12 protein-coding genes are annotated in these 16976 nt (G+C 60.6%); 3 read left to right on the top strand and 9 right to left on the bottom strand.

The annotated features are described in order from the left end of the window. Positions 1–68 precede the first annotated feature (68 nt). The 5 genes from JMY29_RS20505 to JMY29_RS20485 form a co-directional block, all read right to left on the bottom strand. Positions 69–482 carry a DUF6262 family protein gene (locus tag JMY29_RS20505; protein WP_016359420.1) on the bottom strand — a complete coding sequence of 138 codons (414 nt, stop codon included), beginning with the start codon at positions 480–482 and terminating at the stop codon, positions 69–71. Further along, positions 479–2665 carry a tyrosine-type recombinase/integrase gene (locus JMY29_RS20500; RefSeq protein ID WP_189076544.1) on the bottom strand — a complete coding sequence of 729 codons (2187 nt, stop codon included), beginning with the start codon at positions 2663–2665 and terminating at the stop codon, positions 479–481. The genes JMY29_RS20505 and JMY29_RS20500 overlap by 4 nt, the downstream gene beginning before the upstream one ends. A 53-nt stretch (positions 2666–2718) precedes the next feature. Then, positions 2719–3825, bottom strand: a complete 1107-nt coding sequence (locus tag JMY29_RS20495; protein ID WP_016359417.1) for a tyrosine-type recombinase/integrase — start codon at positions 3823–3825, stop codon at positions 2719–2721. Further along, entirely contained in the window at positions 3785–4360 is a 576-nt protein-coding gene (locus tag JMY29_RS20490) for a hypothetical protein (protein ID WP_189076546.1), read from the bottom strand. The genes JMY29_RS20495 and JMY29_RS20490 overlap by 41 nt, the downstream gene beginning before the upstream one ends. Positions 4361–4906: 546 nt before the next feature. Then, the gene (locus tag JMY29_RS20485) at positions 4907–5497 is read right to left on the bottom strand and encodes a hypothetical protein (RefSeq protein WP_189076539.1); all 591 of its coding nucleotides are present in this window, start codon (positions 5495–5497) and stop codon (positions 4907–4909) included. 367 nt (positions 5498–5864) lie between these two features. Between JMY29_RS20485 and JMY29_RS20480 the strand changes: the two genes are divergently transcribed. From JMY29_RS20480 to JMY29_RS20470, 3 genes are all read left to right on the top strand, one after another. After that, positions 5865–7580 carry a hypothetical protein gene (locus tag JMY29_RS20480; protein WP_181968425.1) on the top strand — a complete coding sequence of 572 codons (1716 nt, stop codon included), beginning with the start codon at positions 5865–5867 and terminating at the stop codon, positions 7578–7580. A 355-nt stretch (positions 7581–7935) separates the two neighbouring features. Next, positions 7936–8934, top strand: a complete 999-nt coding sequence (locus JMY29_RS20475) for a HamA C-terminal domain-containing protein (protein ID WP_016359413.1) — start codon at positions 7936–7938, stop codon at positions 8932–8934. Further along, positions 8931–11603 carry a DEAD/DEAH box helicase gene (locus JMY29_RS20470; protein WP_016359412.1) on the top strand — a complete coding sequence of 891 codons (2673 nt, stop codon included), beginning with the start codon at positions 8931–8933 and terminating at the stop codon, positions 11601–11603. The genes JMY29_RS20475 and JMY29_RS20470 overlap by 4 nt, the downstream gene beginning before the upstream one ends. A gap of 366 nt (positions 11604–11969) precedes the next feature. Here the strand turns inward: JMY29_RS20470 and JMY29_RS20465 are convergent, their stop codons facing one another. The 4 genes from JMY29_RS20465 to aldh form a co-directional block, all read right to left on the bottom strand. After that, positions 11970–13139: a glycerate kinase gene (locus tag JMY29_RS20465; protein ID WP_016359411.1), complete on the bottom strand. Its 1170-nt coding sequence runs from the start codon at positions 13137–13139 to the stop codon at positions 11970–11972. Next, on the bottom strand, positions 13140–14348 hold the full coding sequence (locus JMY29_RS20460; RefSeq protein ID WP_016359410.1) for a dihydrodipicolinate synthase family protein: 1209 nt from the start codon (positions 14346–14348) through the stop codon (positions 13140–13142). Further along, positions 14348–15514, bottom strand: coding sequence for a Gfo/Idh/MocA family protein (locus JMY29_RS20455; protein ID WP_016359409.1), 1167 nt, complete (start codon positions 15512–15514; stop codon positions 14348–14350). Before JMY29_RS20455 ends, JMY29_RS20460 begins: the two co-directional genes overlap by 1 nt. A gap of 75 nt (positions 15515–15589) precedes the next feature. Beyond that, positions 15590–16966 carry an aldehyde dehydrogenase AldH gene (aldh, locus tag JMY29_RS20450; RefSeq protein WP_016359408.1) on the bottom strand — a complete coding sequence of 459 codons (1377 nt, stop codon included), beginning with the start codon at positions 16964–16966 and terminating at the stop codon, positions 15590–15592. Between the last annotated feature and the right edge of the window lie 10 nt (positions 16967–16976).

Here is a 16976-nt window from a genome sequence, read left to right as displayed (position 1 = left end):
GTGTTGGTGGGTGTGTCCGGGACGTGCATGACGGTGGCATTGGCTGTCCTTCCATTCTCGTGGATCCGTTATGGATTCGGGATGGTCGCGGGGTCTGGTGATGGACTTTGGCGGCGTTGTCCGAGGGCGTGTGCGAGTTGCTGTCGCAGTCGTTGGTTCTCGTCGTTGAGTCGTCTGATTCTGTCGTTGGCCGCTTCTAGTCGTTGCCGTAGCGAGGCCTCGCTTGCCCGCTGTGGCCGGGATTCCGGTGTGGGCTCCGGGGCGGCTTGGTTTTGGCGGAGGCGTTCGATTGCGGCGCGGAGGTCGGGCTGGGTGTAAAGCCAGGACCGGGAGACCCGGGCGTATCTGGCGACGGCGTCGAAAGTGACCGGGCGGCCTTCCGCATGAAGGGTGCGCAGCGCTTGGACGGCTTTGGACCTGGTGAGCGCCGCGCGCTGCTGTGCAGCTTTGACCAGGTGCCGGCTGTTGTCGGAGCGGTTCATCCGGCGGCCTCGTCGGGTGCGGTGTCGTCGAGGGAGTCAATGATGCGGTCCAGGTTGTGCAGTACTGCCTGGTTCATCTCGATGAGCCGGGTCTGTCCGCGGGCTTCGGCGGCGGACAGGATCTGGACGGTCTGGCGGCGCTGCTCTTGGTGCTGGGGGAGGAACTCGGCGGTGGTGACAAACATGGGACAGGTCAGGCAGGCGTTGGCGTGCGGGCAGGACTTCTGAACCGGCAGCCCGCAGAATCCGTTCGGCAGGCTCTGTGTTGCGCGACCGAGGCGTTGTTTGGCCCAGCTGGCTTCGGCGAGTGGTCCTTGCGGGTCAATGGTGATGGTGTCGCCGTTGATGTTGACCTTACGGGCTTCCTCCCAGTGGCGGCGCACGGTTGTGTCGTGCAGCCGGGCGTAGTGGGCGGTCATCTCCGCCGAGGTGTGGTCGAGGAGGACCCGGACAACTTCCTGGGGAACGTCGCGGTTGATCAGTGTTGTCCCGAAGGTGTGGCGCCACTGATGTGGGGTCAGGCGCACCTCTTGTCCGTGTTCGTCGCGGATGTCGCAGCGTTCCAGCCAGTCTTCAAGCTGTCCGCGGTAGGAGTGCGTGGTGAGCGGTTTTGCTCCGTCGGGGTTCATCTTCGGGGCCGGGAACAACCAGTTGCTGCCGTCGGGGAATCGTTCGCGGACGCGTCGCTGCTGATCGAGGATGGCGGCGTGGACTTCCTCATCGAGGGGTACGAGGGCTTCGCGTTTCATCTTCCGGTTCATATAGCGCAGGTAGGGGGCGCCGTCACCGTCACGGACCACGCAGTCGGTAGCGAGGTTGCAGGCGTCCCCGACGCGCAGTCCGCAGCGCATTAGGATCAGGGTGAGTAGCCGGCTGTCGGGGCTGGTCCATTTGCCGAGGTTTTCGGGTTGGTCCAGTTGCGCCATGATGTGATCGGCCAGGGCCCTGGGCAGTCGTTTGGCTGGTCGTGGGAAGTCTTCAGGGTAGAAGTTCGCCGATGCCGGCAGGTCTTTGGCCCAGTCGTGGCGGCGGATCGCGGCGAAGAAGGCGTTCAGGGAGCTGACGTCGCGGCCACGGGAAATTACTGCCCGTTTGTCCCGGGCGAGCTCGGCGAGGAAGCGTTCCAGGATGCCGCGGTCGATGCAGTCCGGGCTGTCGGAGTGGGGGATGGTGCGGGCGAGGAACGCGGCGAATCGGTTCAGGGCGAGGATGTCGACGCGCCCTTGGATGATTTCCCTGCCGCTGGTCAGCCGCCATCGGATGAAGCGTTTTGCCAGGGGGCGCAGCCACGGTTGCGGGATCTTGTCGAAGCGGAGGGTGCCGCGGGTGTCGGTGTAGCCGAGGCGGTGCAGGGCCCAGGCGTCGCGGGAATACTCTGACTCCCAGCCGGTGCCGGCGACGAGGTCTTCGAGCCGGGTGTAGGCAAAGCGCAGGAACGCAAGTTGCCCGTTGTGGCGGTGACTGCGGCCCACCCGGCCGGCGATATAGAACGCTGCCCACTGGTCAAGATTCCAGTCCAGCAGCGAGGTGACGCCGCTGTCGGAGACGAGCCGGATCACGGGCGTCACAACGGAGGAGCGGGTACTGGCCCGGCGTTCATCGTGGCGGCATTGCATGGCGTGCTGGAGCTCAAGCCGCAGCTGGGGACGATCTGCCAGGCATCGGAAATCGAACCGGTCCAGGCCCACGCTTTCGCACCGGGCGACGAACTCGTCGATATCCGGTGCGCCAATGGCGTGCCAGCGGGACTTGTGGTTCAGACACAACGGCGAGTTGCCTTGGGCCCAGAGGTCGCAGAACGCGAGCCTGCATTCGGGCCGCTCGATGACCGGCTCGGGTGAGAGGGTAGCGAGCCACTTAATCACGTCGGTCTCGCTGGAACGACTGAAGAACCCGTGATGGCTGACGCAGAGGCCGCGTCTGGCCGAACCGAAGCGGCACCAGGTGACGGTGCATGCCGCCAAGGGGCCGTCGCCTACGGGTAATGGGCCGGGGCTGGCGAGGAATGACTCCCATTCGGGGCGTCCTTGGTCCAGCCAGCGCTTGTAGTGGCTTTTGCAGAACCCTTTCACCGTACGTTGCCGTTCACACTCGTCGATCCGGCAGGGCTCGGTGTTGAAGACGAGGGAGCCTGGGGCCGGGATCACGATTTCGGGTCTGAATTCGGGCCGGACGGTGGCCATGAGTTTAGCCAACAGACCGCAACCGTCCTCGTTTTCATTCAGTGCGAGGGAGCTCACCAGGTGACCTCTTTTCCGGTCAGCAGCCCTGCCTTTTCGAAGGCGCGGCGGGCGTCCTCAACGGTGAGGTGGCCGTAGACGTCGATGGTGGTTGCGACCGATGCGTGGCCAAGCAGGCTGCTGATCACTTCGATGGGTGTCCCGGCTCGTAGCAAGCGGGTGGCATAGGTGTGGCGGAACCAGTGCGGGTCAAAATCCACTCCAGTGTCCCGGCGCAGCCGCTTCACCAGGTCATAGACTGCCGCGTAGCCCATCGGGCGGCCGCGGGGGCCCGCCCACAGATTCACGAACACGTAGTCGCTGTCCAGATCTCCGTATTCCTCGTGAAGGTAGTCGCCGTAGAGCCGCACGACGTCCGCGCCGATCGGTATCGTGCGCGGCGAAACGGACTTCGCCCGGGCACGGTTGGCGTTCACCCGACGGCGGATCGTCAGCTCGCCCTCGGCGACTGCAATGTCCTCATGCCTTAGTCCGAGTGCTTCGCCGATACGGATTCCCGACTCCCAGAGCAGGACGAACAGGAACCGGTCCCTCAGCCGCGTGCACGCATCCAGCACTGCTTGAGCCGTCGCCGCAGGCAGGACCGTGGGCAACCTCTTCGGCTCACGCAGCTTCACGATCCTGCGCCGCTGCGGCCTGTCCCCGGCAAGGTGAGCAAGGAACGGTCTCCATCCCGTTCTTCGGTACCGGACCGTTTCGAACTCGGTGACAAGGTCGCCCAGCGGGACCCCGTGACGGGAGTGGAACACGTAAAAGCCGCTCACGGCCGCGAGCTTGCGGTTCAACGTGCCCGGCCCGCAGTGATGGGAAGCCGATGGCAGCAGCGTCACGTCAGCGGCGCGCCCGGCAGGCGGAAGCCGCAGCCAAGCGACGAACTCGCCGACGTTCTCCAGCCTCACCTGGCGCCAATCAATGCCGCGGTGGCGAAGAAAGACGAACCAATCCTTGAGATCATGCGCATACGCCTTGAGCGTGTTCGGCGACCTCTCGACGTCGGTCAGGTAAGCCAAAAACCGCTCCACCGGCTCAACGACACCATGATCATCAAGCACAGTCCACGACTCAAGCGGCGAACCGGACACCAAAACTCGTTGAACCTGCATGAACCCTCCCGCGATCCCGTGTGATGGACAGCTTCAGATAAGCACCTCCATCACGCGGAACTGCACGGTTACGGGCCCCGTGCTGCACGTCAAAGACACCCCGGTTCCTGCCCCAGATAATCTGCACGAAGGCCGCGTCATAACCAGCTTCGACCAGGTGCGTCACGTAGAAATGCCTCGGGCAATGCAGACCCAACTCGTGCGGCAGACCGACGGCATCCCGCGCGGCAGCGAACGCATCACCGAACGAGCCCAGGGACATCCGGGCGCCACGCTCACTGGGCCAAAGTGCCGAGGCCAGGAAATCATCGATGTCCGCGGGGCGCCATTGCCACGGAAATTCACCCGTGAACCGCTGAAAACGCTCCAGCAGCTGGCAACGCTGCTTGATGGTGTCCGTCGTGAGGCCACGGGCAAGCATCTGCGCCCGCCAGCCATCCAGCATGGCCGTAAAAACCCGTTCATCAGCACGGAACAGCCCAATGTCCGGATCCACCAGCCTCCGCGGGACAAAACCCGGAACGACACCACTCACAACGACCCTTAAACCATGGAAACATGCATTAGATGCATGAAACCGACAGTCGCAAGGACCCAAGCGCGAGTTCACGCCAGGACGCCAGCACGTCCGCATTCGACAAAAGCCTGCTTGTCCGGCGGAAACGCCAGATTCGTTGATGGACGGGAGTTCCCGCAGCTACTTCTACTCCCGTACTTTGGATGCCGATAACGGATGTTATGTAAAGTAGAAAGCTGCCTATTGCGTTAAACGCAATCGACGGGACCCTGTTTTCTGCAGGGCAAAGAGCCGCCCTGGCCCCGTCATTTCGGGGTTTTCACGGCAACTGCGGACCAGCGGCCGCATGAGTGCCGGTGATGCATTCGATGAATCATTGATTCAGATCCTGAGCCAAGGACCCGACGGGAAGCAGGTCCAGGTCAGCCTGCTGTCCACGTTTGCGCGCGATTCCGGAACAACGCATTTCACCGCTTCCAAGTTCGACCGCGGCGGCCGGAGCGATCTCTGTTGCCTGGTTTCAATCTGGGCTCAGCGTCATCAAGACGAATGCGGTTTGAGGTCTTAGTAGCAGGACATTGAGTCCACGCGGAATGACGCGCCCTGCCCCGATAAGTCGGTGAAGTCCAGTTGAGCCTGCTCGCCGGCCGCCAGCGCCCCTGTTGTGCGTGCGCCGTTGTATACGGATACGCCGCTGGCCGAGATGAACGATGCACGAACCCCAATCCCCCTCGGGCATCCCCCGGCCTTGTTGTTGGTCACGACCATGTAGGTGCACCCGTACCGCGTGGACGGGCAGAGGTAATCTTCTTCGGGTGTGGCGAAGTACAGATAATCGGACACATATGTCCAACCCTGCTTTTCCATCGCTATCCGGTCTGCCTTGGCCCTCTCCGCCTCAGCCTTGGCCAGTGATGCGGCAGCTTCCCGTTGTGCCCTGGCTTTGTTTGCAGCTTCTGCGGCGGCTGATTGGCTCGCCGCTGCCCTCGATGAAGCTGCACTACTGGCTTGTGCTTCGTGTGCTGCGGCAGCGGAACTTTGAATGCCAAAGAAGATGAATGCGCCAAGCACGGATGCAACGGCTAGTGATCCAATGACGATCAACGTGATGATTAGAGCCCTGGGCGTCTTAGGATGCTGCGGTGCAGGCAGCATGGCGGGATAGGGATGAGTCATTGAAGGGGCCCCGGGTTAGAACGGTGATGTTGGTGAATTCTAACTGCTAGGAATCGGTTGAAGCCGGTGGCTGGCTCCCAGTACAAAGGGTCGGATCCGGCTGAAACGTCACGACCGCCATCCTTTGACCTCCTCAGCAGCCGGCCCCCATAGGCGGACGAAATATCCGTTGTCGGCGTCGGCGTATGTGTAGGCCGACGGTAGATGCGAAAACGTGCAATCATTCGTGCCCGCAAAGTTGCTCGAGGGTCCTGACGGGCCCACGGAGCGAGTGGCTGTAGATCGTTGTCGCGTAATATTGCAACTGTGGAGCCGAAGTGCCCCTGGTACCCCTCAGAATGTCGATATGAAGACGGTACTGGGGGTAGTTCTGTCGGTGACGGCGGTCGTTTGTGCAATATCCATTGCATTAGTTTTGGCCGGCGTGTGGTCTCCACCATGGGTTTCAGCGGTGGGGTCGGATAACGACGGCAGTGTCAGCGTCAGCCAGGGGAACGATGTGACGCTGCTCAGCAACAACGGGTCCCCTGAAATTCGTATCCCGGCTTCCGCCTTTACCGGTAGTGGACAACTCGAGGTAAAGCCTGTCGATCTCCCGGAGGACCGCCGCGGGTGGGCTATCCAACTATCGGGTGCCCATTTGACGGGCAAGGCAACGCTCGTATTTAAGGACGCCATCACCGACGGTGCACCGCCACCCCTCGTTGGTTTCAACGAGAACCCGAACGATCCAATCCAGTACGTCTTGGACGCCGAGATTTCGGGCAAAGACCTGATGGTTCACACCACGCACTTCTCTAACTGGGTGAAGGAGGCCTGGGACGCGGCTATGAATTGGGCTCGCGGACAGCTGGACCGAATCTACAGGGACTCCGGCACTGGGGAGCAGCCAAAATGCGATCGCGAAACTGAAGCCCGTGCGGGAAACGTGTCGGTAGCCAGCGATGACGGCGGCCGGGTTCGATGGTGTCTGGGGAAGTCGCAGGATGGGTCCACCGTGCTGAAGGTCAACAACTCCCGCGGGTACGCCGTCTCGGCTGAAAGAACCAAGGGTTTGTCTATGAATGCCCGCAGCTTGGATTTCGGGCAAATGGTTCCTCGACTCGCCAAGTACATCACGGCGCCTTCAAAGCCCGGCAACGTCATCGACATCATCGGGCCAGGCGAGACCGTGGAGTACCGGGTTGACGCCGCTAGTGGAGAGAAAGGCGTCCGGCTCCAACCTTCTCCCCCTGCCTACCTGGCGACGGCGCTATGGTTCGGCGTCGAAACTGTTGGAATGGTATACACCAAGGTGCTCGGCAAGATTCCGATGGAAACCATCAATTCGGCCGTGGACGCAGCCAACTGTGTAGCAGGCTTTCAAAGTATGGCCACGGCTGACGTGACCAATGCCAAGGCTGCCGCTAATTACCTCAACGGCGCTACGGGCACTGTCATGTCCTGCATGGGCAAGGTCTTCGAAAGGATCGCCAAAGGCAAAATGCTGGACATGTTGGCCGTCGGGATAGCACAGGTTTTTTCCTGGGTCTGGTCGGGACTGCAGACCGCAGCCAACGGCTTCGCGGCGGCTGCCGATACAGCCCTGAACATCAACGGCTACACAATTACCCTCAAATACCAGGTAGCCGCCGCGCCCTCGTCTCCTCGCCCGTCTTCGATTCCGGGCATGCCGGCGGCCGTAGGTGGCAAGTGGTGCACCCGGTCAACACCCGCTATCTGCTTCAGCGACGTGGAAACTAAGGCAAAATACCCGTCCATACGAGTTCAGTATGCGGAGCCATCCGACCCCCCTCCGGGCGCAACGGATTACACGCTTTGCATCCAGATGGACCTGGGCAATGGTTGCTCAACAGCCAGCACCATATTCCTCCGTTACTTCCCCACAGGCGTCGGGTGGAACTGTGTTCAGGCAGAGGTCCTCAGAGGCTTTAAGAAGCCAGCCTGCGATCCCGACTACTCATCAGCACACGACACTTCGCAACCCCGCCTGGTTGTCTTGCTGAACCATCAACAAGGGCCGACCTACAGCGACCAACTACCGATGTACAAGAGTCAATAACTCCTGCCGCGGACAGGAACCCACGGAACACTGGGCAAGGATGTTCAGGGGCAGTTGTCGGTCCAGCGTGACTGCTTTACAGAAGGCAGGCGTTCAAAGCACGGGAATAGAAGTAGCGGCGAGAACTCCTGTACGTCCATGAATATGCCAGTTGCGGCCCGCAGGAAAAACGTCCGTGGAGACACGAACAGCGCCGGGCTGCCTGTGTCGGTGGTCGCCGGTACCGTTGACGGGTAAACAAAAAACCTCAACACGTGCCGTTGGCGCGAAGGAGCCGGCACATGTTTTCACGCAGGGGCTTAGATTTTGAACCCACATCTCGACATCATGCTCGGCGAATGGTGGTGGCCACTCAATGAGCAGCCCTGCCCTGCCGCTCTCGTTGATGAATCGCGACCGCTTCTTGGCGCTCTTCTACGATCCCACAAGGTTTGATATCCACCAGAAGACGGTCATGCACCTACATGTGCTTCGCGTTGACGGCGGGGATTTTGCTGTGAAGCCGCTCTTCAAAGAACTGGTGAATAACAGCATCAGTTACGTTCTCTCCCGCCAGAACCTGCAGAAGATGCTCAGCGATCCGAGCCGCATGGGTGAGTTCTTCAGGAAAACCCAGACTCAATTCAAGACCCCTGACGCCAACGCTGGTGAAGGTGGCGAGCTGCTTCTCTACTCCTTTCTTGAAGGACATCTGGGTGCGCCCAAGATCCTCTCGAAAATGGAACTTAAAACGTCTTCGGAGCACTATGTCCACGGTACTGATGGCGTGCACCTACTTGAGGCATCGCCAGGTAATTACCAGCTGATATTTGGCGAGTCAAAGATGTACGGGGATACGGCTCGTAAGGTCGGATCCAGTGCCGGCCGTGGTGTGAAGGCTGCCTTCGAGTCCATGGGCAAGGTCCAGGAGGACGACTTCGATTTCGACACTTGGCTGGTCGAGTCCGAACTCTTGAAAGAAAGCCTCGACAAGGCGAAAGTCGAGCTCCTTGCTTCTATTCTTCTGCCCCCTGCATCAGGGATGCCAACCATCACGAAGTCGAATGCTTTCGGAGTGTTCATCGGCTTCGAACTCGACGTGACGACCTATCCGTTCGCTGATCACACAGCACAGGAAATCGAGAGTTATCTTCGTGAGCTCGCACTATCGACGATAACCGCGGAGGTTGAAACCATCCGGACCGAGATCCAGAAGCGCGGGCTAGGCGGTTTCCAGTTCCACATTTACGCAGTCCCCTTCCTGAAGCGAAACGTGAATGGCAGCCTGCGGGGAATCGAGAACATCCGCATCGATCTCGCCTCTGAGCTGAGTGGCAAGAACCTGCGCCCACAAAAGGAGAAGAAAAAGAAGTGACCTCGCGTACCGCCGCTGACCTGCTCAGCGAGATGATTGTTGAGCGCGAGGACTTCCAATCCGCGTATGAAAACCTCGAGCGCGCAGTCGCCGAGCTGTTCCTTTCAGGGGAGGTCTTGCACGCTGTCGATCCGCTTGAGGCAAAGCACCTGCTGCGCTACGCGGACGTGCTGTCACACGCTAGCGACCCTCGTCACCGAGAACTCGCCTACACGACGATCGCTTTGCTTCGGGAGTACGACTCCTCGACAGGCTTCGACCAAGAGCTGAGCAACCGACTGCTCGCAGTTGCCGAAGCGGTTCTCGTGCAGCTCGGCAATTTCCCTGGTATCGCTACCCTTCAGAAGGGTGTAGGGAGCCGCTTCGCGCTGCCGCTCTCTCGGGGCACTTTGCGCATCGCAAAGGAGGTGTTGCAGCGCACCAGCAAGGGAGATGCCACACTCACCGATACCCAATACGCCATTACAGAGAAAATGCGCGGCGAGGACTACTTCAGCTTTTCGGGACCAACTTCGCTCGGTAAGTCCTTCATCATCAAGGACGCACTGTATGACATCGTTCGTCGCGATGATCTCAACGATCATTGCGTCGTCGTGCTTGTTCCAACCAAGGCACTCATCGGGCAGACGGCGGCCGATCTTCGGAAGCTCCTTGCGGACGTGCCGGAGGTGAACGTTGCAACCTATCCTTCACTGCCCAAGTTGCTGCGTCAGAAGTACCGACGCACCGTTTTCGTGCTAACGCCAGAACGGCTGCTTCGTTATCTCGCCAACCCTGTGCGCGAGATTGACTACCTTGTGGTTGACGAGGCCCAGAAGGTCATTGCAAAAAACGACGCAAGAAGCTCGCTCTACTACCACTCGATCGTCGAGGTGACTCGTCGTTTTGCTACAAAACTCGTGTTCGCGTCACCCAGCATTGAAAATCCCGAGCTCTTCTTGGAATTGTTTGGTAAGGCCGTCAACGGAGCGTTCACCGTCCGGGAGCGAACGGTCGCGCAGCAGCGCTATTTCGTTGATCTAATCGCCGGAAAGCAGTACTACTTCTCCGGGCAGGATACGCAGCCTAGGGAAATCGAGGCCGGGCCGGGACATGGAGGCGTGGTGGACCTCATCCTCTCGCTTAGTGGCGAGCGGAAGGCAATCATCTACATCAACGGGTCGCTAAAGTCTGCAGAATTCGCCCTCAGACTTGCGGAACGTCGAAATGAAGTCACTGATGAGAAGGTCGAAGAGCTTGCCGCGCACGTTCGCGAGTACGTCCACAAGGACTACTTCCTGGCAAACACGTTGCGTCATGGCGTTGCCTTCCACCACGGCAAGATGCCGCAAGAGGTGCGCGAACGAGTCGAGCAGGCCTTCGCCGACCCCGACTCAGCAGTCCAGTTCGTAGTGTGCACATCGACGTTACTGGAGGGCGTCAATCTCCCAGCGAAGAACATCTTCGTCCTTAACGACAAGCACGGAAACAGTCTGTTTACGAAGATCGATTTTGAGAACCTTGCCGGACGCGCAGGGCGTCTCACATACGACTTTTCTGGCAACGTTGTCTGTGTTCGCGAGGAGGATAACCGCTGGGCAACGACGACGCGCGCACTGATTTCTCGGTCAGATCCTGGCCGGGCGGAGAGCTTTCTGGTCAGGCCGGCAAACAACCGAAAGAAAGAATACACGGACATAGCGCGGATCCTGCGGGGCGAGAGTCTGCCCGCGGCGACATCGGCTGACCAGCAGCGAAGTGTTGAGCAATACGCGTCAATCCTCACCCTGCACCAGCTCGATAACCAGCAGACACCGCTTCGCAGCTACTTCCTCGACAAGGTCAAAGACGGCCGGGAGTTGCTCAGAAAAGCAGCCTCTTCAATTGCCGTGCCAACGGACGTTTTGCGGCGCTCACCGAACATCCTCCCGAAATACCAGGACCGTATCTGGAACGAACTAAAGGCCGGCTCTACTGTTCCCCTCGTTACAAATGACGCCGTTCTCAGTGATGTCCAGACGTTCCTCACCGTTCTTAGACGGCTCAGCACCTTGTACGACTGGAGGACAACCGAGGTATCGGGAACAGACCCTCTCATGCCGAGGAGAGCGGATGCCGATGGATGGGATCGCCGTCTCTATTACTGGGCGCTCCTTATGCGCGGGTGGGTGCGAGGCGACCCGATCAGCCGTGTTATCTCCAGCTCGGTTGCCTACTACAGTCAACGTGGTTCAATCACCTACCGTGACTACTCCCGCGAGGAGAGCCTGGTTACTGAGCCCTTCGACAGGCACTCTGCGAAGCACATCAACCTCATTATCGAATGGACTCTCAAAGATATAGAAGGGGGCCTACGGTTCCGCATCATGGGGTACCTGCAGAACTTCATTGACGTCAGTGTCATGGCGCTTGGAAGAAATGCATCGGGGATCAATGTGGCGACGCTCGTCGAGTACGGCACCACGGACGAGCGCGCGATTCAACTGCAAGAGGTGGGCTTCGGTCGGGCTGTAGCGGCGGAGCTTTTGGCAGACCACGCAGACGCACTGAGATTCTCTGATGAAAACGAGCTGGAAGAACTCGATCATGAATCGGTACTGGCAAGGACCACCTTGTCGGACGAGGCGCGCGCCGAGGTCGAGAACATCATGGTGAAGATGGAAGTTGAGGTTGATAGCGCGGAGGGATAGACATTGCTCGGCTTCACAGTCCCCGACTGCAGTGCCAGAACTCTGCTACGAATCAGTGATCGGCCTGCTCCCCCAGCTTGACGGAATATTCGTTATCGGCGTTAAAACCACGAGCCTCAGCGAGTCTGGTTGCAGATTTACCGGCAGGGCGCAAGGATCGTATGCTCGTGGAAGTCGAGGAGTTTGCGTTCCCCAACGTCTGTGTGGATCCAAATAACGCCCAGATCAGGGTCTGCCATATCTACGGTTCCTTGCCAGCGGGTGCCGGTTTTGTCCCATGCTTCAATTCGGCTGCCGGGCTCAAGGTATTGGAATTTGCTCATATTCTTGCCTCCAACGTGCGACCTGCCCTGCCCGCCGTGTCTGTCATGCACCCAGTTTGTGAAGATCAGATCCGATGGTGCTCCCAATTTGTTCTAACAGTGGCCCAGCTTGGTTGATGCATCGGGACAGATCGGGCTGCAGTTCCCGCAGAGAGTAGGCCCGGGTGAAACCGGCGAGCTCAACTTGCGAAGCGTCCAGGGCGATGTTTCCGCAGACTGCAATCACTGGTATACCGTGTTCTGAAGCGATGCGACTGATGCCCAGGGGCAGCTTCCCGCCGAGGCTTTGCTCGTCCATGTTTCCCTCACCGGTTATTACGAGTGTTGAGTCCGCGATGTAGTGGTTCAGTTCCAGGATGTTTTGGAAGGCAACGACTCCTGGTTGGGTTTGCGCAGCCAGGACTGCGATGGCAGCGTAACCGAGCCCGCCGGCAGATCCCGCTCCTGGTACTGCGGCGGCTCTAATAGCCCGAGGACCGATTTCTTGCTCCATACTTGCGACTAGCTGCTCAAGTCCGGCTTCGAGGCGCGCGATGTCGGTCATCGTAGCCCCCTTTTGGGGCGCGAATATCGCTGCTGCACCCTCAGGACCGAGCAATGGGTTGTTAACGTCTGTTGCCAAAACGAATCGCGCCCGACGAAGTCTCTTATCCAGGTTGTCCAGTTTCACGGAGGCGAGGTCCATCAGAAACCCCCCGCCCTCGTGCAGAGGTTGACCCTTGGCATCGAGAAATTCGGCACCGAGTGCCGCCAGCAATCCAGCCCCACCGTCAGTGCAGGCGCTTCCTCCAGCCCCGATGATGATCTTGTTACAGCCCAGGTCGAGGGCTGCGCAGACGAGTTCTCCTACTCCTCTACTACTAGCGGTCAGCGGAGCGGAGGCACCCCCTGGGAGAAGGGCTAAGCCAGCGGCATTTGCCATCTCAATAACGGCTTCGTTGCCCCGTGTTGCAAATTCTGCGACAACTGGACGTCCCGTGGGACCGCTGACTTGAACGAGATGGCTGCTGAAGCCTGCACTGATCACCGCTTTTACTGTGCCTTCGCCACCATCAGCGACCTGCAGCTGTTTGACCTGAACGTCTGGATGCACGCTGCGAAGACCAGCAGTGAGATGGGCGGCGACCTCTCGTGAGGAAAGGGAGCCCTTGAATTTATCTGATGCGATGAGAACCCGTGCGTGTTCATTCGGGCGCGGATTGGCAAGGTCCATCTAGATCCCGCTTGTCTGTAAGAATTCAGACATCCGGAAGGCAGCCAGTGCCGGGTCCTTGAGCAGGCCGGCCTGGTCGGCCAGTTCGAAGGTCTTGGCGAGGTGGCAGACGGAGCGGCCGGAGTGCAGGCCGCCGACCATCTGGAACCCGGGCTGCTTGCCGTTGAGCCAGGACATGAACGCGATGCCGGTCTTGTAGTAGAAAGTGGGGGCGCTGAAGATGTGCTTGCCCAGTTCCCGGGTTGAGTCCAGGATCTCGCGGGCTTTGGCGGCGTTTCCGGCGTCGTAGTTCTGCAGGGCCACCGAGGCGGCCGGGTAGATGGCCGCGAAGATGCCCAGCAGCGCGTCGGAGTGGTGGGTGCCGTCGCCGTCGATGAGCTCGGGGTAGTTGAAGTCGTCACCGGTGTAGAGGCGGACGCCTTCGGGCAGCGCTGCGCGCAGGGCCACCTCGTGGCTGGCATCGAGCAGCGAGACCTTGACGCCGTCAACCTTGTCCGCGTTGTCCTTGATGAGGCCCAGGAAGGTCTCGGTGGCGGCAGCGACGTCGTCCGAGCCCCAGTAACCGGCAAGCGCGGGGTCGAACATGGTGCCCAGCCAGTGCAGGATTACCGGCTGGTCCACCTCCTGCAGCAGCGTCGAGTACCCATTCAGGTAGTCCTCCGGACCCTTGGCTACCCTGGCCAGGGCACGGGAGGCCATCAGGATGACCTTCGGCCCGGCTTCGGTGATCACGGCGATCTGTTCGCGGTAGGCCTCGAGCACGGCCTTCAGGCCGGCTTCGCCTGCGGGCAGTGAGTCAATGTCCAGCTGGTCCGTTCCGGCACCGCAGGAGACAAGGTCCCGGACGGACTTGCCGGCCGTGGCTGCGTTGTTCGCTGCAACCACGGACGCCGCTTCTACGCCGGTGCGCTTGATGAGCTGCTGGGTGGCGGCCCAGTCCAGGCCCATGCCGCGCTGCGCGGTGTCCATGGCATCGGCGACGCCGAGACCGTAGGACCACAGCTCGTGGCGGTACGCCATGGTGGCGTCCCAGTCGAGCCGGGCCGGGGCACCCGGAGTGTTATCCGCGAGGACTTCGGGGATGACGTGGGCGGCGGCGTACGCCCGGCGGGCCGTCAGCGGCCCGCCGGGGCGGGCCCAGGTGGTGGCGCCCTGCAGGCGGTATTCCCGGGTGCCGCCGTCGGAGGAGGGAAGGATGAGCGAAGTCATTAGAGCGTGATCTCCGGGATGTCGATGGTGCGGCGTTCGTCGTTGGACTGCAGGCCGAGTTCTGCAAGCTGCACGCCGCGGGCTGCGGAGAGGAGGCCGAAGCGGTGCTCGCGGCCGGCGACGACGTCGCGCAGGAACTCTTCCCACTGCAGCTTGAAGCCGTTGTCCAGTTCGGCGTTGGCGGGGACTTCCTGCCACTGGTCGCGGAAGGACTCGGTGACGGGCAGGTCAGGGTTCCAGACCGGCTTGGGGGTGTGTGCGCGCTGCTGGGCGACGCACTTGTTCAGGCCGGCAACGGCGGAGCCGTGGGTGCCGTCCACCTGGAATTCGACGAGTTCGTCGCGGTAGACGCGGACGGCCCAGGAAGAGTTGATCTGGCCGATGACGTCGTCGCCGCCCGGGGTTTCAAGCTCGAAGATGCCGTAGGAAGCGTCATCAGCCGTTGCCTTGTACTCCTTGCCGGCTTCGTCCCAGCGGGTGGGGATGTGCGTGGCGGTCTTGGCGTTGACGCTCTTGACCTTGCCGATGATGCCTTCAAGGACGTAGTTCCAGTGGCAGAACATGTCCGTGGTCATTCCACCGCCGTCTTCCTTGCGGTAGTTCCAGGACGGGCGCTGTGCTGCCTGAACGTCACCTTCAAAGACCCAGTAGCCGAACTCACCGCGGATGGACAGGATGCGGCCGAAGAAGCCTTCGTCCACCAGGCGGCGGAGCTTGACCAGGCCCGGGAGGTACAGCTTGTCGTGTACGACGCCTGCGGTGACGCCTGCCTGCTTGCCGATGCGGGCCAGTTCAATGGCCTCTTCCAGGGTTTCCGCGGTGGGCTTCTCGGTGAAGATGTGCTTGCCGGCCAGCATCGCCTTCTTCAGGGTGGCGGCGCGGAGGCTGGTCATGGAGGCGTCGAAGATGATGTCGACGGTGGGGTCGTTGACGACCGAGTCCAGGTCCGTGCTCCACTCGGCAACCTTGTGCTTCTCGGCGAGTTCGCGGATCTTGGCTTCGTTGCGGCCTACGAGGATCGGTTCGATCTGGACCTTGGTGCCGTCTTCGAGGGTGAAGCCGCCGGCGTCGCGGATGGGGAGGATGGAACGCAGCAGGTGCTGGCGGTAGCCCATCCGGCCGGTGATGCCATTCATGGCGACGCGGACAATCGCTGTTTTAGTCATATTTTCCTCAGAGAAAAGGGTTGAAGGGGCGGCGCTGAGGGTTAGTAGGGCCAGCGCCGCCCCGTTTCGGGTGGGTCAGGAGGTCCAGACCGTCTTGATGTTTACGAACTCCCGGATTCCATAGGCGGAGAGCTCACGTCCGTAGCCGGAGTCTTTGAGGCCGCCGAAAGGCACCGCCGGGAATGACGCCGTCAGACCGTTGATGAAGACGCCCCCGGCCTCGATTGATCGAGCTGCTTCGGTCGCTTCGGTCTCGTCATTGGTCCACACGCTTGAGCTCAAACCAAAATCAGAGTCGTTGCTGAGAGCGATGGCTTCCTGGAGTGATGACACTTTGTAGAGGCAAGCCACGGGGCCGAAGCATTCTTCCCGGTAGATGCGCATGTCCTCTGTTACGCCTGTGAGGACAGTCGCCGGGTAGTACCAGCCCTCCCCTTCCGGTATTTCTCCTCCACACTGAACTGCTGCCCCTTTTTCGCGGGCGTCCCTAACCAGTTCATGAACGTCCTGGCGTCCTCGCTCCGTGGCCAGGGGGCCAAAGCTGGTGCTTTCGTCCAAGGGGTCACCGGCAACTGCTTCGGCCATACCTGTAACGAACAGATGTTCAAAGCGGTCGTAGACATCTTCGTGAACGTAGAAGCGCTTGGCCGCGATGCAGGACTGCCCCGAGTTTTGAAGGCGTGCGATTACTGCCTGGGCAGCGGCCTTTTCAATATCGGCCGAGGGCATGACGATAAAGACATCCATGCCTCCCAGTTCCAGGACACTCCTTTTGATGTTCCTGCCGGCTGCTTCAGCAATGGCGGAACCGGCAGCGACGGAGCCGGTCAGGGTGACCGCCCTGATCCTTGCGTCATCCACGAGGGGAATAACGTCTTTGCCTTCAACCAGCAGTGTCTGAAACGCGCCTTCAGGAAAACCGCCGCGGGCGAAGAGGTCTCCCAGGTACAGCGCACATTGAGGAACGTTTGAGGCGTGCTTGAGGAGCCCCGTGTTGCCCGCCATTAGTGCGGGGGCGGCGAAGCGGACGGCCTGCCAAAGGGGGTAATTCCAGGGCATAACGGCCAAAACGACGCCTAACGGGTCGAATTGTACGTGGAGGTTGGAGGCGTTGACCTCGGACGCCGGGACCGGGGTTTCCGGGCTAAGGTAGCGCTGGGCGTGATCGGCGAAGTGCCGCATGCCGGTGGCTGATTTGAGGGCCTCGTACTTTGCTGTCGTTAAGGTTTTGCCCATCTCGGTGGCGATGAGACGGGCCACTTCGTCGGCTTCGCTTTCGAGGATGTCAGCGGCCTTATGCATCCAGCGGGCACGTTCTTCAAAGGAGGTGTTCTGCAGTGACCGGAATGCTGCTTCCGCACGGGCGATCCGGTTTTCTACCTCTTCGGGCGTATGGGCGTCGAAGGTTTTCAGGGTGATGCCCGTGGTGGGGTCGATGGTCGCGATTGCCATGATGCTCCTT

Source organism: Paenarthrobacter nicotinovorans, assembly GCF_021919345.1.
Lineage (GTDB): Bacteria > Actinomycetota > Actinomycetes > Actinomycetales > Micrococcaceae > Arthrobacter > Arthrobacter nicotinovorans.
This window is presented reverse-complemented; position numbering and strand designations above follow the sequence as displayed.